The sequence below is a fragment of the Glycomyces sp. NPDC047010 genome (genome assembly GCF_040644205.1).
In the GTDB taxonomy this organism is placed as follows: domain Bacteria; phylum Actinomycetota; class Actinomycetes; order Mycobacteriales; family Micromonosporaceae; genus Glycomyces.
Window position 1 is genome coordinate 113,460 of record NZ_JBEYVY010000002.1, and the last position, 18,630, is coordinate 132,089.

General features: G+C 64.5%; 17 protein-coding genes and 1 tRNA gene. 10 read left to right on the forward strand and 8 right to left on the reverse strand.

The window, feature by feature from the left end; translation table 11 throughout:
- Window positions 1–64 precede the first annotated feature (64 nt).
- Genes AB0A65_RS04020 through AB0A65_RS04030 form a run of 3 tightly spaced genes read left to right on the forward strand, consistent with a single transcriptional unit; the run spans window position 65 to window position 3,032 of the window.
- Window positions 65–403: a co-chaperone GroES gene (locus AB0A65_RS04020; RefSeq protein WP_359945893.1), complete on the forward strand. Its 339-nt coding sequence runs from the start codon at window positions 65–67 to the stop codon at window positions 401–403.
- A complete protein-coding gene (locus AB0A65_RS04025; protein WP_359945896.1) occupies window positions 403–1,338 on the forward strand; it encodes a prephenate dehydrogenase/arogenate dehydrogenase family protein in 936 nt (311 codons plus the stop codon). The genes AB0A65_RS04020 and AB0A65_RS04025 overlap by 1 nt, the downstream gene beginning before the upstream one ends.
- The gene (locus AB0A65_RS04030; RefSeq protein ID WP_359945899.1) at window positions 1,335–3,032 is read left to right on the forward strand and encodes a DUF885 domain-containing protein; all 1,698 of its coding nucleotides are present in this window, start codon (window positions 1,335–1,337) and stop codon (window positions 3,030–3,032) included. Before AB0A65_RS04025 ends, AB0A65_RS04030 begins: the two co-directional genes overlap by 4 nt.
- A gap of 24 nt (window positions 3,033–3,056) precedes the next feature.
- Here AB0A65_RS04030 and AB0A65_RS04035 read toward each other — a convergent pair whose 3' ends face one another.
- On the reverse strand, window positions 3,057–4,199 hold the full coding sequence (locus tag AB0A65_RS04035) for a winged helix DNA-binding domain-containing protein (RefSeq protein ID WP_359945901.1): 1,143 nt from the start codon (window positions 4,197–4,199) through the stop codon (window positions 3,057–3,059).
- 138 nt (window positions 4,200–4,337) lie between these two features.
- Here AB0A65_RS04035 and AB0A65_RS04040 point away from each other — a divergent pair, with 138 nt between their 5' ends.
- Window positions 4,338–5,009: a hypothetical protein gene (locus AB0A65_RS04040; protein WP_359945904.1), complete on the forward strand. Its 672-nt coding sequence runs from the start codon at window positions 4,338–4,340 to the stop codon at window positions 5,007–5,009.
- A gap of 94 nt (window positions 5,010–5,103) precedes the next feature.
- Window positions 5,104–5,179, forward strand: a tRNA-Arg gene (locus tag AB0A65_RS04045).
- Window positions 5,180–5,235: 56 nt separating this feature from the next.
- On the opposite strand, the gene AB0A65_RS04050 is transcribed toward AB0A65_RS04045, so the two are convergent.
- Window positions 5,236–5,526 carry a hypothetical protein gene (locus tag AB0A65_RS04050; protein ID WP_359945907.1) on the reverse strand — a complete coding sequence of 97 codons (291 nt, stop codon included), beginning with the start codon at window positions 5,524–5,526 and terminating at the stop codon, window positions 5,236–5,238.
- Window positions 5,527–5,665: 139 nt separating this feature from the next.
- Here AB0A65_RS04050 and AB0A65_RS04055 point away from each other — a divergent pair, with 139 nt between their 5' ends.
- A complete protein-coding gene (locus AB0A65_RS04055) occupies window positions 5,666–7,765 on the forward strand; it encodes an AIPR family protein (RefSeq protein ID WP_359945910.1) in 2,100 nt (699 codons plus the stop codon).
- Here the strand turns inward: AB0A65_RS04055 and AB0A65_RS04060 are convergent.
- From AB0A65_RS04060 to AB0A65_RS04085, 6 genes are all read right to left on the reverse strand, one after another.
- Entirely contained in the window at window positions 7,759–8,121 is a 363-nt protein-coding gene (locus AB0A65_RS04060; RefSeq protein WP_359945912.1) for a hypothetical protein, read from the reverse strand. The genes AB0A65_RS04055 and AB0A65_RS04060 overlap by 7 nt on opposite strands.
- Window positions 8,118–8,465, reverse strand: coding sequence for a hypothetical protein (locus tag AB0A65_RS04065; RefSeq protein ID WP_359945915.1), 348 nt, complete (start codon window positions 8,463–8,465; stop codon window positions 8,118–8,120). Before AB0A65_RS04065 ends, AB0A65_RS04060 begins: the two co-directional genes overlap by 4 nt.
- Entirely contained in the window at window positions 8,462–8,773 is a 312-nt protein-coding gene (locus tag AB0A65_RS04070) for a hypothetical protein (protein WP_359945918.1), read from the reverse strand. Before AB0A65_RS04070 ends, AB0A65_RS04065 begins: the two co-directional genes overlap by 4 nt.
- 219 nt (window positions 8,774–8,992) lie before the next feature.
- On the reverse strand, window positions 8,993–9,265 hold the full coding sequence (locus AB0A65_RS04075; protein WP_359945921.1) for a DUF397 domain-containing protein: 273 nt from the start codon (window positions 9,263–9,265) through the stop codon (window positions 8,993–8,995).
- Between the two features lie 137 nt (window positions 9,266–9,402).
- Complete coding sequence (locus AB0A65_RS04080) at window positions 9,403–9,600, reverse strand: DUF397 domain-containing protein (protein WP_359945923.1); 198 nt, start codon at window positions 9,598–9,600, stop codon at window positions 9,403–9,405.
- Window positions 9,597–10,448: a Scr1 family TA system antitoxin-like transcriptional regulator gene (locus tag AB0A65_RS04085; protein WP_359945926.1), complete on the reverse strand. Its 852-nt coding sequence runs from the start codon at window positions 10,446–10,448 to the stop codon at window positions 9,597–9,599. The genes AB0A65_RS04080 and AB0A65_RS04085 overlap by 4 nt, the downstream gene beginning before the upstream one ends.
- Before the next feature lie 271 nt (window positions 10,449–10,719).
- On the opposite strand from AB0A65_RS04085, the gene AB0A65_RS04090 reads away from it, so the two are divergent.
- The 4 genes from AB0A65_RS04090 to AB0A65_RS04105 are packed head-to-tail and all read left to right on the forward strand — an operon-like array spanning window position 10,720 to window position 18,610.
- Complete coding sequence (locus tag AB0A65_RS04090; RefSeq protein WP_359945929.1) at window positions 10,720–13,368, forward strand: class I SAM-dependent DNA methyltransferase; 2,649 nt, start codon at window positions 10,720–10,722, stop codon at window positions 13,366–13,368.
- Window positions 13,361–14,593, forward strand: a complete 1,233-nt coding sequence (locus tag AB0A65_RS04095) for a restriction endonuclease subunit S (protein ID WP_359945932.1) — start codon at window positions 13,361–13,363, stop codon at window positions 14,591–14,593. Before AB0A65_RS04090 ends, AB0A65_RS04095 begins: the two co-directional genes overlap by 8 nt.
- Window positions 14,590–17,955: an HsdR family type I site-specific deoxyribonuclease gene (locus tag AB0A65_RS04100; RefSeq protein WP_359945935.1), complete on the forward strand. Its 3,366-nt coding sequence runs from the start codon at window positions 14,590–14,592 to the stop codon at window positions 17,953–17,955. Before AB0A65_RS04095 ends, AB0A65_RS04100 begins: the two co-directional genes overlap by 4 nt.
- Window positions 17,897–18,610 (forward strand): SprT family zinc-dependent metalloprotease, encoded by a 714-nt coding sequence (locus AB0A65_RS04105; RefSeq protein WP_359945938.1) that lies wholly within the window; start codon window positions 17,897–17,899, stop codon window positions 18,608–18,610. Before AB0A65_RS04100 ends, AB0A65_RS04105 begins: the two co-directional genes overlap by 59 nt.
- The last annotated feature ends 20 nt before the right edge of the window (window positions 18,611–18,630 follow it).

The window sequence follows — 18,630 nt, forward strand, 5'->3', positions numbered from 1 at the left end:
GCCAGCACCACCGAGACCGGTCTTGCAAGCACCACCACCCGCTGCTCGCGTAGGCTCGGGCGCTGTGACCGAAACACCGTTGGACTCGACGACCGGCCTGCCCGTGCGGCTCCTCCACGACCGCCTGCTCGTGCGCGAGGACGCCGACTCCGAGCGCCGCTCGGCCGCCGGCATCGTCATCCCCGCGACCGCCCAGATGGGCCGCCGCCTGCACTGGGCCGCCGCCGTCGGCGTCGGGCCGCTCGTGCGCTCCGTCGAGAACGGCGACCGCGTCCTGTTCGACCCCGAGGACAAGGCCGAGGTCGAGATCCAGGGCCGCACCTACATCCTCCTGCGCGAGCGCGACATCCACGCCGTCGCCGCCAGGCGCGTCGACAACGACGGCACGGGGCTCTACCTCTGATGCGCGTCGCGGTCACCGGCCTGGGCCTCATCGGCGGGTCGGCCGCCCTCGCCCTCGCCGAAGCCGGGCACGAGGTCGTCGGCCACGACCCCGACCCCGCGGTCCGCGCGGCCGCCGCCGCCCGCTTCCCCGTCACCGCCGACCCCGCCGGGCTCTTCGACGCGGACGTCGCGGTCGTCGGCGCCCCCGTCAAGCACCTCGCCTCCGTCGCCGCGGCCCTCACCGGCTTCCGCGGCCTGGTCACCGACACCGCCTCCGTCAAGGCCGACGCCGCGCGCGCCTTCGCCGCCCACGACCGCTTCGTCGGCGGGCACCCCATGGCGGGCAAGGAGACCGCGGGCTTCGCCAGCGCCGAGGCGGGCCTGTTCCGCGGCCGCGTCTGGGTCCTGTGCCTCGAAGCGGACACGGACCTGGACGACTGGCTGCTGCTCGCGCGCCTGTGGACCTCCATCGGCGCCCGGGTCGTGCCGGTCCGCGCCGACGACCACGACGCCGCGGCCGCCCGGATCTCGCACCTGGAGCACCTGGTCGCGGCCGCGCTGGTCCTGGTCGCCGACGACCCGCTGTCGCGCACGCTCGCCGCCGGGTCGTTCCGGGACGGCACGCGGGTCGCCGGGAGCTCGACGACGCTGTTCGCGGGCATGGTCCAGGGCAACCGGGCGATGCTGGAGGACGCGCTCGACGAGCTGGGCGAGGAGCTGGGCACCGCGCACCAGTACGTCGTCGAGTACCAGCAGGACCCGGACCGGATCGCCGAGTGGTTCGACCGGGCGCGGGCCAAGCGCGCGGCCTGGCCGCCGGAGCCCGGGGAGGCCGAGCGGGTCCCCCTGACGCGTGAGGCGCTGCTGGATCTGGGGGCCGCCGGCGGGTGGGTCGAGGCCGTGGAAAGTGAGGTCGCGATCGGGCGGCGACCTCGCGTACAGTCCACTCCATGAGAAGAATCGATCAGATCGCCGACAAGTTCGTCGAGGACTTCATCGCCCTCAGCCCGCTCATGGCAACCGGGATGGGCGTGCCCGGCCACGACCACGAGATCGACGACCTCTCCCCCGCGGGCGGTGCGGCGCAGGCGGCGCTGCTGCGGCAGGGGATCGCCGACCTGGACGCCGCGGAGCCGGTCGACGAGCGCGAGCGGGTCGCCAAGGAGGCCATCCTGGAGCGGCTGCGCCTCCAGTTGGAGCGGTACGAGGCGGGCGACGAGTACCTGAGCCTGAACGTGCTGGCGTCCCCCGTGCACGACGTGCGGCAGATCTTCGACCTGATGCCGAAGGACGGGAAGGTCGCGGCGGAGAACATCGCGGCGCGCCTGGCGGCCGTCACGGAGGCGTTCAACCAGTACACGGAGACGCTGCGCGCCGAGGCCGCGGAGGGCCGCGTCGCGGCCAAGCGCCAGGTCCTCGAAGTCGCGACGCACTGCGACAACTGGAACGGCGTCAAGGGCCCCGGCACGGACTTCTGGGCGAACCTGATCAGCTCGGTGACGATCGACGGCGAGCCGATCACGTCCGGGCCGCTGAAGATCGCCTTGGGCAACAGCGCCGCTTGGGCGCGCTCGGCCACCCACAACTTCGCGCGGTTCCTGCGCGAGGAGCTGGCCCCGCAGGCGCCCGAGAAGGACGCGGTCGGCCGCGACCGCTACTCGCGGGCGTCGCGCTACTTCATCGGCGCGGCGATCGACCTGGAGGAGACGTACGCGTGGGGCTGGCAGGAGCTGGCCCGCATCGAGGCGGACATGCGCGCCACGTGCGAGCGGATCAAGCCGGGCGCGTCGATCGAGGAGACCGTGGCGTTCCTCGACCAGGACGGCGAGCAGAACCTCACCGACAAGGAGGTCTTCCGCGACTGGATGCAGGAGCTCGCCGACTCGACGATCGCCGACCTCGCGGACAAGCACTTCGACATCCCCGCGCAGATCCGCACCATCGACTGCAAGATCGCGCCGACCGAGGACGGGGCGATCTACTACACGGGCCCGAGCGAGGACTTCTCCCGTCCGGGCGCGATGTGGTGGTCCGTGCCGGAGGGCCAGAAGCTGTTCGGCAAGTGGCGCGAGAAGTCCACGGTGTACCACGAGGGCGTCCCCGGCCACCACCTCCAGGTCGGCCAGACGATGGCCCGCACGGAGCTGCTCAACCGGTTCCAGCGCCAGATGATGTGGTGCTCCGGGCACGGCGAGGGCTGGGCGCTGTACTCCGAGCGGCTCATGGACGAGCTCGGGTACTACGACGACGACCCGGCCGGGCGCCTGGGCATGCTCGACGCGCAGTCGTTCCGCGCCGCCCGCGTCATCGTCGACATCGGCCTCCACTGCGAGTTCGCGATCCCCGAGGACAACCCGTTCGGCTGGCGCCCGGGCGAGGAGTGGGACGGCGAGAAGATGTTCGAGTTCATGAAGGCGCACACTCGCACCATCGAGGACGACATGCTGTCGTTCGAGCGCAACCGCTACCTCGGCTGGGCCGGCCAGGCCCCGTCGTACAAGGTCGGCGAGCGCCTCTGGATGCAGGCCCGCGAGGAGTACAAGGACCGCAAGGGCTCCGAGTTCAGCCTCAAGCAGTTCCACACCGACGCCCTGAACCTGGGCTCGATGGGCCTCACCCCGTTCAGCGAGGCGCTCGCGCGCCTCTAAGCACGCTGTTCTCGGCCTCGACCGCTATGCGTGGTCGAGGCCGATTTCCATCTCCGGGCTGCCGTACCAGGCGCGGAGGCGGTCGGCGCCGCGGCGCAGGGCGGCGATCTCGGCGGCGGTGAAGCCGCGGACCCGCCACGTCTCGATGACCACCCGGTCCTTCTTCACGGCGGCCTTCCAGTTCCCGATCACCTGGCCGTCGAGGAGGATCGCGGAGTTGAACCGCGGCCGGTCGGGGAACAGCGCGCGGGACACCGAGTGGTGCAGGACCAGGTCCTTGGAGTCGGTGTAGGAGCACAGCATCTCGTCGAAGCCCTGCACGAAGTCCACGACGGGCCCGCCGTCCTCCGGCTCGGGCCGCTCGCCCTCGTAGTAGAAGACCCGGTCGTCGTAGCGCAGCTCGCGCAGGCCCGACCCGCCGAGCTTCAGCTCGTCCACGGCGGCCTTCGCGTCGGCCACCTTCAAGGTCGCCCAGCGCGTGAAGTCCTTCACGGTGGCGGGGCCGCGGGAGGCGAAGAACCGGTGAGCGAGCTCGCGGACCGCCTCGTCCTTCCCGATCGCGCCGGCCGGGACGCGCTCGTCGAAGTTCGCGTAGGTCTGCTTGCCGTCCCGCGGCGTGCCCGAGCAGATCCGCGACTCCAGCTCCGCGTGGAACAGCAGGTGGATCAGGCGTCCCCCGGTCGGGTCCGCGATCCCGGCCTCCGCCAGCGCCTCGGCGGCCTCCTCCCGCGTGACGTGCCGACCGCCGGCCGTGAGCGCCGCGAGCGCCTCGTCCCCGCGGGCGAGCTCGCCCGCGTCGAGCCCGACGTTGCGGTACTGGGTGGCGGCGACCTGCTGGATGCGGTCGGCGCTCGCCGTCAGCATCATCCGCAGGTCCTTGGCGGGCACGGTGTGCCAGGTGGGGCGCAGCACGTGCGTGCGCACGACCAGGCCCTCCTCGATGGCCGCGTCGACGGCGCCGACGCCCGCGTGCACGAGGCCGTCCCCGTCTGCGGCGGCGCGCATCGCGGGGGTGAGCTTCGAGGGCTGGTACTCCTGCGACTGGACGGCGCCCAGGTGCTCGAAGGCGTCCAGCGGCGTCGCGAGGGGCTCGCCCCACAGCCGCTGCGAGCGGGCGCGCCAGGCGGCGACGGCCCGCGGGGTGAGGTCTCGGGTGGGTGTCGGCATCCGCTCATGCTAGCGGGAGAAGGCGACATGAGCCCTCCGCCGAACCACCCGCCCCATTCGCCTTGATGGCCGGAATCACGGATGGTTCCTCTGCTCAGACGGGTGGACGCGGTTGCGAGGAGCAAGCACAATTGCGGCATGTCCCTTCCCAACGCGGTCCTCAGGCTCTCCACCGACGTCCTCGCCGACATCAACGACGACGAGCGCCTCGCCTTCGCGTACGCGCACGGCCCCGCCCTGTCCGGGTTCGGGGAGGACGCGGCGCTGGTGTGCGTCTGGGAGACCGACGAGGTCCCCGAGGACGCGAGCACCGAGGCGGTGCATCTGACGGTCGCGCGGTTCCAAGAGCTGCTCGAAGCCCTCGGCCGCGGAGAGGACTGGGAGCACCCCTCCTCGGAATCGCTCAAGGTCATCGGCGCATTCGCTGAGGGGACGCTCCTCGCCGACGACTCCGAGCTCGGGTCCAAGGCCCGCGCCGAGGTGACCGAGTTCCCGCAGGCCCTCGCCGACGCGTCGCGTGAGGCCGTCGCCGCCGAGGCCGAGACCCTGGCCGCGCGCCTCGCCGACGCGACCGACCCGTGGGAGACCGCCGAGGCCCTCACGGTCGGCCTCCACCGCGCCTACGTGGCCCTCTTCGCCGCGGGCGGCTACTTCTTCCCCGGCCACGCCAACCGCGCCGACTTCATCACCCGCTACCTCCTCGGCGACGAGGTCCCCGAGGCCGAAACCGCCGTCTGGGCCGCCGTCGGCACCGACGCCCTCCCCGAAGCCTGGCGCACCTTCGCGAAGACGGTCCTGGACAACTGCTGACCGGGACGAATGACCCACAGCACACCACCGAACCCGGTTGCAGCCCCGTTCCCGAGCCAGGTAAGGTTATGCCCGGCCTGCTCAACCGGGCCAGGCGCCGCTAGCTCAACGGATAGAGCATCTGACTACGGATCAGAAGGTTGGGGGTTCGAATCCCTCGCGGCGCACCACCACAGAAAAGCCGGGTCGATGATCCGGCTTTCTTGCTGTCCGCGTTCTGCGGACCTCAAGCATCGCTTTCGGCCGATTCACCCGCAGCTCGGGCCTCGCGGGCGTCAAGGAGCTCAGCCATCAACGTTGGCCAGTCCTCGGCATCAAGCAACCAGCGAATACGGCAGTTAGCCGCTTCGCCTGCCTCGATGACCTCCGTCCATGCTTGATCGAACTCAACTTCACCCGACAACGGGAAGGCGCGCATTTCCGCCAGTCGGAGATCCGTTTCTACTAGCCTGTCGCGAAGTTCGGTGACCGACTTGGGCGACGGTCTCCAACTAGGTGGGATATTGACAGTTGACATTGTCCGAGACTCCTTGCGTTGGGGGAACTTCGGCCTTGGTTGCTTCAGCAACGGCACAGTTGGGCTTTCCTGAAGCCCATCCGGCAACGTGCTGAACCATGAGGTTGCCCAGTTGTAAGAGTTTCGATACATTCAGTCGATGATCCAGCCGCTCCGTGTCCGGCAGCTCTCTCATGCCTTGCAGCAGAAGGTGATCGGACTACTCGACCTCTCCGACCCCCATGTTCTCGGAGCGAAACCGGACGAGCCGCGCGTGCTCACCCGGGCGCTCGCAGCCGTGACGGTCTGGGACCAGGTCGGGTGCTCCCTCGAAGAGGCCGCGGCCTCAGTTGTCGACGGCGGAAAGGACGGCGGCATCGATGCTATCTACGTGCAGCAGCAACCGCCCCGCCTGTACCTGGTCCAGTCGAAATGGCGCAGCCCCGGCAACGCGACACTCAACGCAGACGCCGTCAACAGTCTCTCCCAGGGCTACGACGATCTCAACCACGACCGGTTCGACGACTTCAACGACCGGATCAGGGCGTTCCGCGACCCGGTCCGCCAAGTCCAGAACGACCCGAACTGCAAGATCATCGTGGTCATGGCACTCCTGGGGGACGATGCCGTCCACCCCGACCAGCGGCGGGCGCTGAAGCGGCTGGAGACGAAGCACGGCGAAGGCGCTTTCGAGTTTCGATACCTGCACCTGCGGGATTTCCACCCAATGGTCAAGTCCGGCCTGTCGCTCCCCACCATCGAGTTGCAGGTGACCCTGCAAGAGTCGTTCCGCCGCAAGCAGAGCGGTAAGCAGCCTGAGTCGTACACCGGAACGGTCCGGGCACGCGACGTCTTCGACTGGGTCGAGCGCTACGGCTCGCGCCTGTTCGACCAGAACGTGCGGGGCTCGCTCGGCAACACCACCGTCAACGAGAAGATCCGCGGCACGCTCCAGAGCACGCCCGAACTGTTCTTCACCCTCAACAAGGGCCTCACGCTGATCGCGAACCGCGTCGACAAGGCCGTCGCCAACTCCGGCGCGTACAGCGACCCAGCGCACCTGACGCTGCTGGGCGCGAGCGTGGTCGACGGGGCCCAGACCGTGACCCAGGTACACACAGTCCTCACCGGGCTCAGAGGCTCGGGTGCATCCGGTGAAGCGCTCATTCCGGTGCGCGTCATCTCGCTCGACGGCGCACCCCACGACCTCGCCAAGCGCATCACCATGGCCGCGAACACCCAGAACGCCATCCTCGCCCGCGACTTCGCCGGAAACGACGACGTCCAGGAAGAGCTCCAGCTCGAACTCGACGCCCTGGGAAAACGGTACATCTACCGACGCAGTGTCGATGCACCGAAGCCGGACGCGCAGACCTGCACGATCTTCGAAGTCGCCCGCGCACTGGTGTGCATGCAGAAGGACGCGGCACTCGTGGCCCGCATCAAGCACAATCCCGATACACTCTGGGAGCGCGAACCGGGCGGCATCTACGAGCAGCTGTTCCTCCGAGGCACGCCCGACGCGAGAGAGGCGTGGAACGGAGCGGTGTTCGTCCGGGCGGTCCTCGGAACGATGGACCGCGTCGCTGCACGCCGCCGGGGACGCGCAGAGGCCATAGCCCAGCAGGCCAACTTGCTCATCGCCCACCTGCTGCTGCGGCTCACCGACGCCGCATCGATCCGCGAGGCCGACGAATCCGAGTGGGCGCATGTCATCACCGCGGCGACGGCGCGCTGCGATGAGGTCCTCGACTCGGTCATCGTCTACACGACGGAACGGTACAGCGACGATCAAGCGGCCAAGACCTTCACCGACGGGAGCCGTGTCAAGCTGATCGCCAGCCAGGCACTGGCCGCACTGCGCATGGGCACCATCGCCACCCCGCAGTCCCCCGCCGACCAGCGGCCGAAGCGGGCCCCCAACACGGTCGCGTACCTCGTCGACCACGACCTCATCCCCGAGGGAACAGTCCTGACCTTCAAGTCCCACACGATCTCCCGCCGAAAGCAGGTCGACGCCTGGACCGAAGCACACCCGGACGAGTGCCGAGCGTACTGGGTTGCCAACCGCAAGACGCCGCTGCGCTGGGGCAGCGACGGGAAGCGTTACGCGCCATCGCCGCTCGCGGTCGACATCCTGGAGCACATCACCGGGGCCCGGATCAAATCGGTCCGTGGGCCGGACTGTTGGACCACCCCTGACGGCCGCACTTTGAACGAGATCATGCAGCAGCACCTGCGCGGCGAAGCGGATCAGTAGGTCCGCAGCCGGGGTCCGGGCAACGTTCGCTCGGCGCGGCACAGGACCGCGGCGCGCAGCACCCGGTTCTCCCGCTCCTCGTATGCGAGCCAGTCGAGATGGCCCGGCTGTGCGATGAAGCGGGGACCGTACGGCCCTGTGACGATGGTGCCGATCCGCTTCGGCTCGATGTCGGCGAAGTCGACCAGGACCGAGTCGGTGAGCGTCAGCCACACCAGTTCGATCCGCCTGCCGTCGACCTCGACGGACCCGAGCGGGACCGCTGCCGCCCGCGGCTCGGATTCGGGCCGACCGCCGCGGGAGGTCAGCGTGGCGGGGGTCGGCCCTGCCGGGAGGCGGTGCTGTCGAGCAGTCACATGACGACCTTCCCTGCGTTCGGGCGGCATCGCGGACACCAGGCGCGTTCGTGGAGGTGAAGCCCTGGCGTGTAATGCCACCCGGCCGCCTCTGCCCGGCGCGCCATCTCTCCGTAACCGGAAGCGGAGAGTCGGATCGCGGCCGGGCAGAGGCAGCAGGACACCGTGACGCGGCGCAGCGGCTCCACCAAGCCCTGCCCGTCGTCGACGGTGTCGGAATCAAGTTCGTGGAAGACGACGGCGGCGTAGCCGTTCGTCTTATAAGTGAAAGCGTCGGGGCGGGTGGGTTTCGGCAGCCGCATGGTGAAGACGCTGCGGGACAGGAGGTCTGCGAACTCGTTCACGGGCGGGCCGCCGCTTCCGGCGAGTCGGAGGGGACCGCATCGAGGCTGCTGAAGGCGAGCCGCTTGACCTCTTCCTTCCAGGTGGCGGGGTTCGATGACCAGAGGCGGCCCTGCCATCTGATGAACCGGGCGGCCGGGTCGGTCGGATTGCAGACGACGGCGATCTGCGGGCCTTCGTCGTGATGGAGGCGCACCTCCATGCGGCGACCGCTCGCGCTGGCACGCAGGACGAATGCGGTGCCGTTCGCGTTGACGAATCCGCCGTAGACCTGATTCGGCTCCAGCGGCGATTGCTGCCTTCGCACCATGCCCGTGCCATCCCCTCCGCGGCCGGTATCAGGTCGCCTTAGGACTCCGCACCGAAGCGGCGGAGCATTGGCACGAGCCTAAGACCAGCGGAAACACTGGCACAACGATGAGATCTGACCGGTGTGTCCGCCGGTTCTGGTGAACCGACCCGGTGAGACGCCAAACCGAAGGGACAAGATCGACGGCATCGGTGTCCTGTCACGGTGTCCGGTTGTGGGCTATTCCCCGGATTCTCGGGCGTCCTCGGCAAGGACGGACAGGTCGAGCTCACCGTCGCGGACGCCTTCGACGAACGCTTCCCACTCCTCGGGGGTGTAGATCAGGATCGTGCCGTCAGAGTCGTCGAAGCGGCGCATGGCGACCAGGCCGTTGTCGGCGAAGCCGATCTCCAGCTCGCCGGGGGTCCCGTCGTCGGCGTCGGGCCGTACCCAACGGGCGGTGGCAGTGTCGAACTCGCCTTTGAGGGGGTGTTCGCGCTTGTTCTCGCCCATACGACTCCTCGGGTGCTGTTGCGGTGCTGGGAAAGCGAACGAGCGGCGGACCGGAGCCTGCCGCTGCGTTCGATATTCGGACTGGTTTCGGTGACGGCCCTCTTGCCTCCACGCCGGGCCGTCCACCGACTCACGGCTTACTGTTCGCCGTGGTCCTTCACCCACGCCAGGAGCCCGTTGTAGCTCTCGGTCGTGACGGTGAGGATGGGGCGGTCGTCGGCGAGTTTGCTGTCCGACACCTGGGGGGCGTCGCCGCAGAGGCGCACCTCGACGCAGTTGTTGTCCTGGTTCCCTCCGCTGCGGCTCGACTTGCGCCAGGGCCCTGTGTTGCTCACTGTAGGAAGTCCTCCGATGCGATCGACATGCCCGATGCCAGCTTGGCGGCACCAGTGAAGAACTTACCCCGCGAAGAATCGACAGGTACGAAGCCGGATCCCCGGGGCGACTCGACGTTGATCACGGTCTCTTCGCCGTCATCGTATTCGAGCAGGTTGAGTGTCCAGGTCTGGAGTTCGTATCGCCCCGCGTTGAACGGGATGACCCGGACTTCGGCGAACGGCAGCGCCGCGATCTCGCGCAAATCAGCCAGGATCGCCTCCTTGTTTGGGCCAAGATCGATTGTCAGGGCCATCTCCCCGATGAGGAGCTGAGCCGGACGCTCAGACTCAATCCAGCGTTCACGCCGCGCCATTCGGAACTCTTCACCCTCTTCCCAGTCGAACTCGCCCTCGATCGCGATCCTGGTTGTGTCCCTGAGCATCCGGTAGTATGCCCGGCCCTGAATGAGCGAGGGCAGCACGGAATTCGAGTGAAACAGCATATAGCTGGCGCTGTCCTCACACTGCTGGTAGAACCAGCCGCGATCCTCTACAACGCCTGCGTAGTGGCCGCACCAGTCGCGCGCCTTCGACGCTTCAGCAAGCCGCGCGATGTGGTCGGCCTGGTCGTACGGCGTCTGATAAAACCGGAGCAGTTTGAGCACCGTCCCGAGATTGACCCCTCGGTATCGCCCGGACTCCAAGCGACCCAGGGTCTTCGTAGAGCAGATGTCTCGCGGGATATCGGTCTTCTGGTAGCCCTTCGCGAGGTGAGTTCGAGGACGGGTCCGCTCGGCGACGAGCTGTCGCGCGAGTTCCATGAGCGGAGGCGGCCCTGGAGGGAGGTCTTCTTCAAGATCCGTCATGCTCACGGATTGTAGATAGTCTGCGTACTTCGCTACAAGATCAACCCGCCTGTGCTAGGTGTGCAGGTATATGTCAGATAGCCGACATCAATCGCAGCTTGGAAAGTGTCGGCCCCCTCATCGAGGCTGTACCTATCGCGACACGCGAGGTCTCAGCGGCGGTCACCATCTTCTGCGCAGCGTTCGCCTGGCGATAGGCTGGAACACCCGCCCCAGAAGACAATCGATCCCGTGAACAGTATGCCCACGTCCTGACCGAGGAGACCTTGCCATGTCGGAGGAAGCGCTCGAGTTCCTGACTCGTGCCGAGATCGCTGAGAAGCTGCAGATCATGCCCAGCGCCGTCGACGCCTTCCGTGAGAGCAAGGACCTCCCCGAACCCGACGGTGAGAAGAACGGCGAGCCGGCCTGGGGACCTGCCGCTGTCGAGGCGCTCGCTGCGAACCGCAGCCCCGCCCAGGCGTTCCCAATCGGCGAAGACCAGCACGAATCCGAGCCGGAATCGAAACTGGTCATCCGGGGGCGTTTGACGCTGCGGAAGCTGGAGCGCCACCTCTTCACCGCCGCTGACATCTTGCGGGGGTCGATGGACGCGGCGGCGTATAAGGAATACATCTTCGGAATGCTGTTCCTCAAGTACGCATCGGACCAGTTCGACGTCGAGCGCGCCGACATCATCAGCAAGCAGCTCGCCAAGGGCCGGAGCCAGGAAGAAGCCGAGAAACGGGCCAACAATCCTAACTGGTACGAGCTCCTCTACGTTCGCGAAGCTGCCCGGTGGGGACAGCTGAAGAATGTGCACAAGGATGTCGGGAACCACCTCAACACGGCGCTGCAGGCACTCCAGACGGCGAACTACGCCGTGCTCGAAGGGGTCCTCGAACACATCGACTTCAACCGCAAGGTCGGCCAGACGACCATGTCCGACAAGCGGCTGCGTGACCTTATCGCCCACTTCAACAAAGTCAGCCTTCGCCGTGACACGTTCGAGTTCCCGGACCTGCTAGGCGCGGCCTACGAGTACCTCATCAAGGACTTCGCCGACTCAGCCGGAAAGAAGGGCGGCGAATTCTACACGCCGCGCGACATCGTTAGGCTCATGGTCCAGATAAGCGACCCTGGCGAACGGACGAGCGTGTACGACCCATGCTGCGGCTCGGGCGGGATGCTCATCATGTCGAAGGAGTACCTGGAGACAACCGGCAGGGACCCGAACAAGCTCACCGTTGCCGGCCAGGAGCGCGACGGCAGCGTGTGGGCGATCGCCAAAATGAACATGCTGCTCCATGGCATCACTGACAGCCTGCTGTACAACGAGGACACGCTTGAAAAGCCCAAGCACGTCAGCGGCGGAGAGCTTCAGCGTTTCGACAGGGTCATCACCAACCCCCCGTTCTCCATGAACTACGACATGAGCGCATTGACATTCGCCTCGGAGCGGTTCCCCTACGGGTACACGCCGGAGAAGGGCAAGAAAGCCGACCTGATGTTCGTCCAGCACATGTTGGCAGTGACCAAGCCTGGCGGGCTGGTGACCACCGTAATGCCGCATGGTGTGCTGTTCCGAGGCGGCGACGAGGGCGACATCCGAACCGGGTTCCTCGATGATGACGTCATCGAAGCCGTCATCGGTCTTGGGCCGCAACTGTTCTATGGCACCGGCATTCCTGCCTGCATTCTGGTTCTGCGACCGGCCCACTCAAAGCCTGATGAGCGGAGGAAGGGCAAAGTACTGTTCATCAACGCCGACCGTGAGTTCCGGGAAGGCCGAGCGCAGAACTACCTTGAGCCCGAGCACATTGAGAAGGTCGTGTCGGCTTACCGGGAGTACAAGGACATCCCGAAGTTCGCGAGGATCGTCACCCGGGCCGAACTCGCCGAGAACGACGACAACCTCAATATCCGCCGCTATGTCGACACCACGCCCGAGCCTGAACCGCAGGATGTGCGAGCCCACCTGCACGGCGGTATTCCGAAGTCCGAGATCGAGGCGAAAGGCAGCCTGTTTCGTAACCACGGCCTTGATGTCTCAAACCTGTTGGTGGAGAAGAACACCGACTATATGGACTTCGCTCGGAACATCGAATCGAAACGGCAGATCAAGGTACTTATCGAGGGCGACAGTGGAGTGATCGCTACTGAGGCCGAGGTAGACGCAGCCATCGATGGATGGTGGCAGCAAGAGCGCAATCGCTTGGACAAGCTGAAAACCGCTGGCGACCTCGCAGAACTTCGTAAGAGTTTCATCGATACCTTCTCGGATGCATTGCGGCCCATCCAGATGCTCGATCGCTTCGCAGTGGTTGGCATCATCGCAGCTTGGTGGGGTGAGAACGAAATGGATCTCAAAGGGCTGGCGGCCATCGGATATCAAGGTCTACTCGGATCCTGGGTCGGAACAGTGCTCGATGCTCTCGAAACAGGTGACTACAGCGAAAACCCTCTCGATCACAAGATCTCCAAGGCCTTGTTGCCCGAGTATCTTGCAACCCTCGCCAGTCTGGAGGCCAGGCTAGTCGAAATCGATGCCCAGATCAAGGGCGCCGTTTTTCCGGTCGACGAATATGATGGACTCGAACAGGATCGCATATTTACCCCGGCAGCCCTGAAGAAACTAAGAGCAGAACGAACGATAGTCCGAAGCCGCCTCCGAGGCGAAAAAGCGATGTTCGGCCTGCAACTCGAAACTACGCGCGCCGCACTCTCGGACGAAGAGGCGAGAGAGTTGGTACTAGGCTTGTTCCTAACAAGCCTTGTCGGGCAAGCAGAGAGTCGACTTTCTCGCCACAGGGGATCGATGACGAGCGCCTTCGAAACTTGGTGGAACAAGTATAAGAGCACCCTCTCGGACCTGAATGCTGAGCGCGATTCGCTTTCGGCGGCCCTAAACCTCTTTCTTAAGGATCTTGGATATGAGTAACGACCGTTCCCAAGACTGGTGTCAAACATTCTTGAGCGAGTGCGTCGATTCTCTCGATGCTGGAACAAGCGTCAATTCAGAAGACAGACCTCACGGATCCGGCGAAATTGGCGTACTGAAGACCAGTGCGGTGAGCGGCGGAAAGTTTCATGCGAATGAAAACAAGGCAGTCAATCCATCTGAAAAAATTCACGCATCAGAGCCTGTGCGCGGCGGATCGATTCTGATCAGCCGAATGAATACTCCTGATCTTGTCGGCGAATCATGTTTTGTCGCTGAAGACTGGCCCGAGCTCTTCCTTCCGGATCGACTCTGGCAAGTCAAGGCAAACGACTCCTCGCGGATCAACATGAAGTGGCTTGCATACATATTGCAAGGTTGGCACGCCAGACAATACATAAAACGCAACGCCACCGGCACAAGCGGCAGTATGAAGAATCTCGCGAAGTCCCGACTGCTTGCAATGCCGATTTCATTGCCCTCGCCCAGTGAGCAAAACCGAATCGCAGAAATCCTCGAAACCTTGGAAGCTCAGATCCATGCGGTCGAGCAAATCGTAGCCAAACTCAAGTTCACTCGAAAAGGGATGATTAATGACCTTCTCGGGAAGGACTGGATTTTGTCTTCTGTTGACGAGCAATTTGAGATTAAATCAGGAATCACTCTTGGGCCGCATCGGCTTCCGAAAGACGATGCCTCAGGGTATCTTCGGGTCGCGAATGTGCAACGCGGCGCGATCAGAATGGCTGAAGTTGCACGCTTGCAGGCCTCTCCTTCTGAGCGCCAGGGGTACCGTCTTGCTCAAGATGATCTGCTGATCGTTGAAGGACATGCTGACATTAATCAAATCGGCCGTTGCGCCAGGGTGGGAGACGAGGCCGCCGGCCTGTTGTATCAGAACCACCTCTTTCGGCTACGGCCCCGGACTATGAACGCCGTGTTTGCAGAAGCATGGCTCAATTCGCAATACGCGATGGATTATTGGAGGGCGACCTGCACTAGCAGTTCAGGCCTGAATACAATTAATTCACGCCAGCTCAAGAACATGCTCATCGCAGTTCCACCGTATACAGAACAGCTGAGCATTGCCTCGATTATTGATCAGTACCAGCGTCGCATGGACAGCGAAGTTGAAGGACTGGAGAAGTTGCACGCTTTGAAGGAAGGACTCATGGAGGACCTGTTGAGTGGGCGGGTTCGGGTTCCGGTAGAAACTTCTGTATGACCTCCGGAGCTGAGTACATCGAAGTCGAGCACCCCCTCCTCGACCAGCTGATCGCCTTGGGCTGGCAACATATTGAGGGATCAACTCGTGATCCTGGTATCACAGAACGAGCCTCATATTCTGAGGTACTAATCGAGCCGCGCCTTCGCGCCGCTCTGCAGCGGATAAACCTCGGTCCCGATGGTGAGCCCTGGCTCGATGAGGCGCGGATCTCTGAAGCTGTCTCCGCGTTGCAGCGGCCCAGGCGCGGTGCGCTTCTCGAGATCAACGACGCCATGACCGAACTGATCCTCAGCGGCGTAACCGTGTCCGGCCTCCCCGGTTGGAACCACGATCGTAGCCAGCGCATCCGGTTCATCGACTTCGACAATCCAGCAAACAATGACTTCCTGGTCGTCAACCAGTTCCGTGTCGATTCCCCTCGCGGCACCTCCGACCCGCGCATCGTCCCCGACGCCGTTCTGTTCGTCAATGGCATCCCACTCGTCGTCATCGAATGCAAGAGCCCGCGCATCCCGGAGCCGATGGCCGAAGGCATCGACCAGCTTCGCCGCTACGCCAACCAGCGCGAATCCCAGCTCACGGAAGGGAATGAACGGCTCTTCTGGACTAATCAGTTCGTCGTCTCCACCTTCGGTGACGAAGCTCGGGTCGCGACTTTCACTGCCGGCCCCGAGCACTTCAAGCCCTGGAAAGACCCCGCGCCACTCTCCGTCGACAAGCTCGCCGAGGAGCTCGGCAAGTCCACTGCCGATCTGACCGGCCAGGAGCTCCTCGTCGCCGGCATGATGACCCCTGCAAACCTGCTTGACCTTGTCCGACACTTCACCCTCGTGATGGAAGACGAAGGACACCGGTTCAAGGTGATCGCGCGCTACCAGCAGTACCGTGCCGTCTACCGGACAATGGACCGGCTGAAGCGCGGCAAGACCAAGGCCCTCGACGGCGAACGAGACCGGCGCGGCGGCATCATCTGGCACACACAGGGCTCGGGCAAAAGCCTGACCATGGTGTTCCTGGTGCGGGCCATGCGATCCGACCTGGTTCTGCGCGCATTCAAAGTCGTGGTGATCACCGACCGCGACGACCTCGAAGGCCAGCTCTCCGAGACCGCCTTGCACACAGGTGACACGCTTGAAACAGCTACCAGCACTAAAGAACTGAAGCGACTGCTGCCTGTCGACGGACCTGGCATGGTGTTCGCGCTCATCCAGAAGTTCCAGGAAGGACCCAATCCTGGGGACCTCGACGATATGGAGACCCTTGACGAGCAGCCGCAGCGCAAGCAGAAGACCAGAAACGTCAGTATCGGCGAACTGAACCGCGACGAAGCGATCGTCATCCTCGTCGACGAGGCCCACCGCTCGCATACGTCGGCCCTCCACGCCCATATGGCGGAGGCATTGCCCAATGCAGCGAAGATCGGATTCACCGGCACACCGATCATTCTCGATCAGAAGCGCTTGACCTCGAAGGCTTTCGGTCCTGTCTTCGACAAGTACACGATCCGGCAGGCCGAGGCCGACGAAGCCGTGGTCCCCATCCTCTACGAGTCCCGGACGGCCAAGGGCGCCGTAGTCGGCGGCAGCGACATGGACGCGCTGTTCGAAGACATGTTCGCCGAACACACTGCGGAGGAGAAGAAACAGCTCCAGCAGCGCTACGGAACCACCGGCGCGGTTCTCGAGTCGCCGCTGCTCATCGCGGCCAAGGCCAAGTCGATGTTCTGGCATTACGTCGAGACCGTGATGCCGGGTGGGTTCAAGGCGCAGGTGGCGGCATGCAGTCGTCTCGCGGTCGTTCGCTACCGTGATGCGCTCATGGCCGCACGTGATGAACTAGTTGCCGAGATCGAGGGGTTGGATCCGCGGTTGCTGGCCGACATCGAAGCCAGAAAGATTCGGATCGACGAGCTCGACCGCCGCCACCAGACCCTCGTCCGATCTCACGAACGCCTTGAACTGATCAAGGCCCTCGAATTCGCGCCCGTCATCTCCAGCAAGCACAACGACAAGCGCGACTGGAAGCATTGGACGGCGAAGGGCCGACAGAAGAAGGCCATCAAGGAGTTCAAGAAGCCGCTCGGGCTTCCCGGAGAGACGTCTTCGCCTGTGGCGTTCCTGATCGTCAACGCGATGCTGCTTACCGGCTTCGACGCTCCGGTGGAGCAAGTCCTCTATCTCGACCGGAGACTGAAGGACGCCGATCTGCTCCAGGCGATCGCTCGCGTCAACCGGACCGCCAAAGGCAAGGCGCATGGACTCATCGTTGACTACTACGGCGTCGGGTCAAACCTGCGGAAAGCACTCGCCGCGTATGCCCCAGAGGACTCCGAGGACACCATCGAGGCGTTGACATCCATAAAGGACGAGCTGCCGAAGCTGCGTGACCGTCATGCCCGAGTGGCAGCGTTGTTCAAGCAGTCCGGCATCGCCTCCTTCGACAGCGCCGTGGATCGCGAGTTCTGCGTCCAGGCGCTGGCCGACGAGGCATTGCGAGTACAGTTCAACGTACTGCTCAAGCAGTTCACACTCACACTGGAGACGGTCCTTCCCGATCCCGGTGCACTTCCGTTCGTCGACGACGCCAAGAGCTTCGGTGCGATCTCAACGCTCGCGCGCCGCCGCTACCGGGTCGACGGTCTGGGCGGCTTCGACCCGTCCCTGTACGGTGCGAAGGTCCGTCGACTGATCGACGATCACGTCACCGCGTTGGACATCACCTCGGAGATCCCACCGGTGTCGATCACCGACCCCGAGTTTCTCGACAAGGTGCGCAAGTTGGGTTCGGACAAGGCCAAGGCCTCCGAGATGGAGCATGCCCTGCGGTTCCACATCCGGACCAATTTCAACTCCGATCCCGTCCGTTACAAGCGGCTTTCAGAGCGGCTGGACGACATCCTTCACCGGCTCGAAGGCCAGTCGCGGGCTGACGCCCTGTTCGACCTAACCGACGAAGCCCGTGATGAGGGCGGCACTGGCCAGGTCCACCCTGATCGGATGGTCTCGCTGATCTACAGCGTCCTCGAAGCTGAACTGGCAACCACCGCGGAAATGCCTGAGCAACCCCGCGATTCGATTGTCAACGTGGCGATCGACGTGGTGCACCTGGTCACGCGGCATGCCAGTGTGGTCCTGTTCTGGAGCAACACGGCTCAACAGGACACCCTCCGCAAGAAACTTAGCAACACCCTCGACGACCTCGACCTCTTCCCCTTCGACGACGCTCCGGTTGTGGCGGACAGGCTCCTGGACTTGGTTCGCCACAACCAACATTTGATCGCCGGACACGTCAGGGAGAACGATGACGATCAGCACGCTCGAAGTCGATGGGATGAGCATCCCGGTTCAGATCGGCGGTAGACCGCGAGCAGCCAAGCTGACAATCGAACGTGACGGCAGTCTCCAGCTGGTAGCCGCGGCCGATGTTCGACCGGAAGAGCTCAGGTTGTTCGTCGATGCCAAGAGAGAGTGGATCTACCGCAAACTCGCCGAAAAGGAGGCGCTGCCATACGACCCGCCCGTCAAACAGATCGTCAATGGTGAAGGCTTCCTGTATCTGGGGCGGAATCATCAGCTCCGCATCATTGAAACCGACCGGAGTGAGGTCCTTCTCGATCACGGCCGATTGACGTTGCCGCGAAACCTCCGCGCAGAGGCCCCCGAGGCAATCATCGCGTGGTACCGCAAATGCGGCGAGTCCTGGCTGCGGTCCCACACCGGCCTATGGGCAAAGCGGCTTGAAGTCGAACCCGTCGGTCAAGTTGAAGTGACTGATGTAGGCCACCGTTGGGGCGCGGCCACAGCGGCCGGAAGGGTCCGCATCCACTGGGCCACCATGCAGCTCCGCCCGTTGCTGGTCGAATATGTGCTCGTCCATGAATTGGCACATCTTCGAGAACCTCACCACGGGCCCGCGTTTTGGAGACTGCTCGGCCGGGCGATGCCTGACTGTCAAGATCGCAAGTCAGAACTGGCTCAAGTGGGGCAGCGGATTTGGCTGGGCCAAGTTGTCTGACCGATACGCGCCACTGCCTG

Excerpts from the sequence above, each read along its gene's own strand:
- AB0A65_RS04035 (WP_359945901.1), bottom strand. The coding sequence starts at position 4,199 with ATGCCGACACCCACCCGAGACCTCACCCCGCGGGCCGTCGCCGCCTGG.
- AB0A65_RS04050 (WP_359945907.1), bottom strand. The coding sequence starts at position 5,526 with ATGTCAACTGTCAATATCCCACCTAGTTGGAGACCGTCGCCCAAGTCG.
- AB0A65_RS04085 (WP_359945926.1), bottom strand. The coding sequence starts at position 10,448 with ATGACGGATCTTGAAGAAGACCTCCCTCCAGGGCCGCCTCCGCTCATG.
- AB0A65_RS04025 (WP_359945896.1), top strand. The coding sequence starts at position 403 with ATGCGCGTCGCGGTCACCGGCCTGGGCCTCATCGGCGGGTCGGCCGCC.
- AB0A65_RS04100 (WP_359945935.1), top strand. The coding sequence starts at position 14,590 with ATGACCTCCGGAGCTGAGTACATCGAAGTCGAGCACCCCCTCCTCGAC.
- AB0A65_RS04075 (WP_359945921.1), bottom strand. The coding sequence starts at position 9,265 with ATGGGCGAGAACAAGCGCGAACACCCCCTCAAAGGCGAGTTCGACACT.
- AB0A65_RS04030 (WP_359945899.1), top strand. The coding sequence starts at position 1,335 with ATGAGAAGAATCGATCAGATCGCCGACAAGTTCGTCGAGGACTTCATC.
- AB0A65_RS04040 (WP_359945904.1), top strand. The coding sequence starts at position 4,338 with ATGTCCCTTCCCAACGCGGTCCTCAGGCTCTCCACCGACGTCCTCGCC.
- AB0A65_RS04095 (WP_359945932.1), top strand. The coding sequence starts at position 13,361 with ATGAGTAACGACCGTTCCCAAGACTGGTGTCAAACATTCTTGAGCGAG.
- AB0A65_RS04055 (WP_359945910.1), top strand. The coding sequence starts at position 5,666 with ATGATCCAGCCGCTCCGTGTCCGGCAGCTCTCTCATGCCTTGCAGCAG.
- AB0A65_RS04105 (WP_359945938.1), top strand. The coding sequence starts at position 17,897 with ATGACGATCAGCACGCTCGAAGTCGATGGGATGAGCATCCCGGTTCAG.
- AB0A65_RS04070 (WP_359945918.1), bottom strand. The coding sequence starts at position 8,773 with ATGGTGCGAAGGCAGCAATCGCCGCTGGAGCCGAATCAGGTCTACGGC.
- AB0A65_RS04090 (WP_359945929.1), top strand. The coding sequence starts at position 10,720 with ATGTCGGAGGAAGCGCTCGAGTTCCTGACTCGTGCCGAGATCGCTGAG.